Annotated in this window: 8 protein-coding genes; 1 reads left to right on the top strand and 7 read right to left on the bottom strand. The window is 42.1% G+C overall.

Going from position 1 to position 5,003, the window contains the following annotated elements; translation table 11 throughout:
* The 7 genes from G7Y52_RS15135 to G7Y52_RS14395 form a co-directional block, all read right to left on the bottom strand.
* Positions 1–181, bottom strand: a 181-nt coding sequence (locus tag G7Y52_RS15135) for a hypothetical protein (protein WP_206215339.1), incomplete at its 3' end; no start/stop codon positions are given.
* Positions 182–191: 10 nt separating this feature from the next.
* Complete coding sequence (locus G7Y52_RS14420; RefSeq protein ID WP_206215338.1) at positions 192–497, bottom strand: hypothetical protein; 306 nt, start codon at positions 495–497, stop codon at positions 192–194.
* A 231-nt stretch (positions 498–728) separates the two neighbouring features.
* Positions 729–974, bottom strand: a complete 246-nt coding sequence (locus tag G7Y52_RS14415) for a hypothetical protein (protein WP_165073092.1) — start codon at positions 972–974, stop codon at positions 729–731.
* Between the two features lie 11 nt (positions 975–985).
* Positions 986–1,825, bottom strand: a complete 840-nt coding sequence (locus tag G7Y52_RS14410; RefSeq protein ID WP_206215337.1) for a radical SAM protein — start codon at positions 1,823–1,825, stop codon at positions 986–988.
* The gene (gene tcmP, locus G7Y52_RS14405; protein ID WP_165073090.1) at positions 1,825–3,066 is read right to left on the bottom strand and encodes a three-Cys-motif partner protein TcmP; all 1,242 of its coding nucleotides are present in this window, start codon (positions 3,064–3,066) and stop codon (positions 1,825–1,827) included. Before tcmP ends, G7Y52_RS14410 begins: the two co-directional genes overlap by 1 nt.
* Positions 3,067–3,468: 402 nt before the next feature.
* On the bottom strand, positions 3,469–3,759 hold the full coding sequence (locus G7Y52_RS14400) for a hypothetical protein (protein WP_165073088.1): 291 nt from the start codon (positions 3,757–3,759) through the stop codon (positions 3,469–3,471).
* A 42-nt stretch (positions 3,760–3,801) separates the two neighbouring features.
* Positions 3,802–4,656: a ParA family protein gene (locus tag G7Y52_RS14395; protein ID WP_241159776.1), complete on the bottom strand. Its 855-nt coding sequence runs from the start codon at positions 4,654–4,656 to the stop codon at positions 3,802–3,804.
* 35 nt (positions 4,657–4,691) lie between these two features.
* Between G7Y52_RS14395 and G7Y52_RS14390 the strand changes: the two genes are divergently transcribed.
* Complete coding sequence (locus tag G7Y52_RS14390) at positions 4,692–4,961, top strand: tyrosine-type recombinase/integrase (protein WP_165073086.1); 270 nt, start codon at positions 4,692–4,694, stop codon at positions 4,959–4,961.
* Positions 4,962–5,003 lie beyond the last annotated feature (42 nt).

The raw sequence follows: 5,003 nt of genomic DNA, 5'->3' as shown, positions 1-5,003 counted from the left end.
CTAATAAAATCTTTTTAGGTAACTCATTAAAAAAAACGTCCAGGTGGCCTATCCATGCGCCAGGCTCTTTTTTTCTTAAAAGAATATCAAGCAGAATATCTGCGGTAATTTGAGCTTTATATGATACATTGCACGAAATTAACGTGCACATAGTATACTTTTTTTTCTCTTCCATCTGCATCCGCGCTCATTTATCGTGAGAGATATTTCCCCTTGCTATTTTCCTGAGCCCTGTCCTGTCCCAGAGCGCGGGAAAGATGCAGCATGTGTTCCTTGTACACAGCCTTCAGGCATTCTTGCCGCCGAGAAAAATAGAGTTTTTCTGCCGGCGTGGCATTGCCTTTGGCGTAATCGGATAAACGTCTGCATTGCGTTTTGATCAGGCTTTCCATGACCGTATCCATGATACGGGCCTTGGGCAGATTTTCCGGAGCATAGGTAGCCTGGAAATCTTCCCTGGCTGTCCTGGGGTTGCTGACAATCCGCCACCGCTCCATAATTTGCTTGTGGCCGTTTTCCGATTTTTGGGCCAACTCTGTTCCAAACACTCTGAAGTCACGCTGGACGGCAAGTTTTTCCATCGCCAAAAGCGTATCAAAATCACCTGCTTTCAACGCAAGGCCATTTCTGAAGCGGTTTTTTGCAAAGCCTGAGCATATTGGACGCCTCTACTGCTTTGCATCAGTGCATTCATAATCTTATCAGATCGTTGCAGATACTTCGCAAAGTTAAGAGGCAAGCCAACTTTGACCATATTTTTCCACCGCCTTGGAAAGATTAACACCTTCTGATATCAGTGCATCAAGCCCCATGCATTCTTTCAGAGTTTGAAGATATTCAGCAGGCATCGGCAACGAATCAAGCAAATCGTCCGCTTCCTGATTCCGTCTTTCATCATAGAGAGCCATAGCCTGCTCTGTAACCTTTTCCTCTTCTTCCTTTGTAAATACTTTCAAATTCGGCTCGCGTAGCATATCATGCCCTCCTAGGCGGTTAATCGACTCATGATTTTATCATTTAATAACGAACAACAAGTCTGATCATCATAATTTTTACTTTGAATTGTGCCCTTCTTTATATGATAATTTATGTTATTTTCTTTACAGTAATCCATAACCTTCTTTGCCTCGCAGTTATAAAAATTTTTATGATCACTATATAATGATATTAATTTGCTATAGTTTGTTCTTCCAAAAATTATTTTGTCAACAAAATTAATTTTTTCTAATATATTATATATATTCTGCGTTATAATATTTGGAGTTGGATATGGCTCTATACTTACCCATGTTTTACAACCAGCGTCGTGGAGCTTTTTTAGCGCAGATAGCCTTTCGACATATGGAGCAGCTCCAGGTTCTATCCGCTTTCTATAATCTTCACTGAGAGAGACAATTGTTATTCCATATTCATTTTTTTTATATCTCGAAAGACTATATGGCAATATCCCCTTTGTAAGGATAGTACATTTAATATTTTCTTTATTCAATTTTTTAATTGCTGCGATACTCAAGTTCTCTATTTCTTTATATCCATACATAAACGGGTCTGTCGTAAAACAAAGCTGAACTGACTTAATTTTTGATCTTAATTTTGGTATCTCAAAATCCAAAAGAGATAATGTATTAGATACAATATATGGCCTTACCCATTCATCATATGAGGAAACTTTACCAAACCTTTTTTTCATTAGAAATGCATAGCAAGGGTATTTACATCCATGAGAACATCCAAAAACATGGTTCATTGTATAGTCACCATACTCAACGCCTGTGACATACAATAAACTTTTACGCTTTATATATCCAAATACTTCTCTTTTCACTATGTACTCCTTATAAATACTTTCTGTTTATTCGATTCAGTTAAAAATGTACTTTTTTTCCCATTTGATGTCGTAGGTGGATCTCTTTCAATAATTAATTTTTTGCGTTGCTCAAGTTGCAAAATCGCTTTACGAATCATAAGAAAGTTACAGAGCAAACCATTTTCATTAAAAAAATCAGCAAACAACCTGGTTAAATTAATTTTACATTTTACTTTTAGAAGATATTTCCAGATTAGATCCTCAACCATCTTCGAAGTGACAAGCTCATTTTCTATAGAAGGTCTTGCTTGATCACAACTATCAAACAATGAGAGCTGTGAACCTTGTTGAATATTAAGAAACAATTCATCTTTTCGCTTTTCCATATTTTCTGCCATATGATAGCACCCCTGCACATGATTACAGGCGTGAATCATTCTATACTTTGGCCGCTGTCTAGGCTTTAGCCGAATTGGCATATCTAAAACATAAGTAAATATCTTTTGAATACGCTTCTTATATTCATTTGATAAAATTTTTTCTGCTTTATATCCATCAATTTCACCTCTATTATATGATAAAACAATATTTTTCCAATAGTCGCCTCCAGCTATCTGTGATAGCAAATCCTTTGATTGTTCAGAATGAGTTATTCTCGTCGGTGCATATTCCTTTAACTCACTTAAGTCCTGAAAAACCTCATCAATTGTGGCAACGCCCATTGCGCGACACGCATCACGAAAAAAGCCAAAAGAATTAAAATTTATCAATAACTCTAACGTATTAAATTTATAATCTGTAAATTTGCTAAAAAGATAATAGTCTAATGCTTTAATTCCATAAGGATCAATATACAAAAATACATTATACCCTACTTTTCGTGAAAGTAAATCTATTATTTTTTCTTCGTATTTTCCTGCTATTATTTCAATATTTTTTGTATTTCCATAATTATAGATGTTACTTTCTAAATCTGTATAATGATTGAGTTCGATAAAACTCATATCAATTATTCCATTTTTATTGGCTCCTTTAGCATATTGTAAACTATCATCACGAGCCTTTAATGCAATAAGTGGAGAACCATAATTTCCATCATCAAATATTCCCTTTCCTGCAAAACAATCAATATAACAAATAGGCTTCCTTGTTGATAATAACTTTTGAAAATAAATTCTTATATATCTTCCAAGAAGCCTATCTTTAATTTCTGACCATGCATTCTTGCTTATAAAGAAATCACTATTATCTTTTACCATTAAAATTCTCCTTAGTTATGATTACAGTCAATTATAAGTAATTGAATTTAATATACTCTTTACTTTTATTCCAAGACTATCTAAAAATACTTGGCGGATATTATCTGCACATGAACCTATTGAATGAGCTAACCGTGTCCATATTTTTAACCGCAGTTGAAAGATTTACGCCTTTTGCAATCAAAGAATTTATTCTCATATCTCAAGCACTTTTTCTCTTCCTTCCACTAAAAAATGTTTCAAATTCGGTTCCTGCATGGCTTCCTCCAGACGTAGAAAACTTTTACTCCAACGAATATATGCGAAGGCCCCAAGTCCCACAAGCGCCCGTTTACACAATATTTTTTAATGGAACTATTTTTCAGAATAAAAAAATTTTTATAGTGAAAAATAGTTACATTTTTATTGTGTTTTCCCCTCATGCCTGGCCAGGTAAGCTTCCAGAGCCGCCCTGACCACATCCACTTCCTTGCATTCATGCTCAAAGGCAAAGCGGCGCAGGCGTTGATTCAGCTCCAGGGGAAGAGTGAATGTCTTGGCCTTCACCGGCCCGCCCCTGGGCCTGCCTGTTTTCTTTGCCGTGTTCTCTGGTTGGACGACTTCCGCCCGCGCTTCCGTCGGTTTAAACAGATCGTCTGTCCTGGGCGAAGCATCAATTTTTATCCGTCGTTTTCCTCTGTCGCCAAGACCCATTTTTATATCCTTATGGTAATATTTTTTTATGTAAAAAAATAACTACTGTTTTCTTACCCTGAGCATGAACTCCCTGGCAAGTGCCGCGTAATCCTGAGCGCCATAGCTCTGGCTGCGGTAGTCAAAAGTGCTCTGCCCATTGCTGGGCGCTTCTGCCAGCGCCACATTGTCCCGGATGGCCGTTTTGAAAACCAGGTTCCCCCAGCGCTCTTGCAGACCGGCGGCCACGTCGCGGTTGAGCGACTTACGCCCGTCAAAGAATGTGAGCAGAATCCCCAGAGTATGGAGCCGGGGATTGAGATTTTCAATGATCCCTTGCATCGTCTCCCGGATCAGATCAAGACCGGCCAGGGCATAGTATTCTGCCTGTACAGGTATCAAAACCCCGTCGGCGGCGGTAAGGGCATTGACAGTCAAAAGCCCAAGGCTTGGAGGACAATCAATGATGGCGAAATCATAGGCAGCGTCTTTCAGCGCTTTTTTCAGAAGATTCTCGCGCCCCAGCTTTGAGGCAAAGGCCAGCTCCGCCACAGCCAAATCCCTGGAGGCGGACAACGGACTGCTGACGGCAAATCCGCTGCATGATCTGCGGCTTCCCCGTGCCCGCGCGCAACGCATTGCACCGCCTACGGCCAAAGAAGCCAGAGCGATCCTGGAGGTGGCCGCTCCGCATGTGCAGCGCGTCGTCATTCTGGGCTTATGCGCCGGGCCGCGCATCGGCCCCAGTGAACTTTTTCGCCTGGAATGGCGGGACATGGACTTGGGCACGGCAATGTTGCGCATGCCAAGCGCCGGAAAAACCATCTGGAAGACGGCCGGGACATACCCATCCGCAGCGACCTGCTCCGGATCCTGCAAGCATGGCAGCGTCATGACGCGGCGCTGGGCATCCGGCATGTCATCTCCTGGGGCGGCCGCCCGGTACGCAGCATATGCCGGGCCTGGCACACGGCCTGGAGCGGGCGAACATCAATCGCCGTATTCGGCCCTGTGATCTTCGTCACGCTTTTGCCACATATGCCCTGGCCGGCAGTGCCGACATCGGCAGTGTGGCCAGCCTTATGGGGCATGTTGACGCCTCGATGATCCTCAACACCTATCAGCATGTCCAGGACAGCCAGAAGCGTGCGGCTGTGGAAGCCGCGCCCGACATCCTGGGCCTGGCCGGAGCTGCCCGCGCGAAGCGGCTGCCGGGGATGTAAGAAAACGCTTCCGGGTGCGCCGCAGGCGCATCTTCCGCGCCG

This window comes from Desulfovibrio sp. ZJ200 (genome assembly GCF_011039095.1).
Lineage (GTDB): Bacteria > Desulfobacterota > Desulfovibrionia > Desulfovibrionales > Desulfovibrionaceae > Desulfovibrio.
This window is presented reverse-complemented; position numbering and strand designations above follow the sequence as displayed.

Bases quoted from the DNA above. Each gene is read 5' to 3' on its own strand.
- G7Y52_RS14400 (WP_165073088.1), bottom strand. From the start codon at position 3,759: ATGGGTCTTGGCGACAGAGGAAAACGACGGATAAAAATTGATGCTTCG.
- G7Y52_RS14420 (WP_206215338.1), bottom strand. From the start codon at position 497: ATGGAGCGGTGGCGGATTGTCAGCAACCCCAGGACAGCCAGGGAAGAT.
- G7Y52_RS14415 (WP_165073092.1), bottom strand. From the start codon at position 974: ATGCTACGCGAGCCGAATTTGAAAGTATTTACAAAGGAAGAAGAGGAA.
- G7Y52_RS14395 (WP_241159776.1), bottom strand. From the start codon at position 4,656: ATGCCGGATGCCCAGCGCCGCGTCATGACGCTGCCATGCTTGCAGGAT.
- tcmP (WP_165073090.1), bottom strand. From the start codon at position 3,066: ATGGTAAAAGATAATAGTGATTTCTTTATAAGCAAGAATGCATGGTCA.
- G7Y52_RS14390 (WP_165073086.1), top strand. From the start codon at position 4,692: ATGCCGGGCCTGGCACACGGCCTGGAGCGGGCGAACATCAATCGCCGT.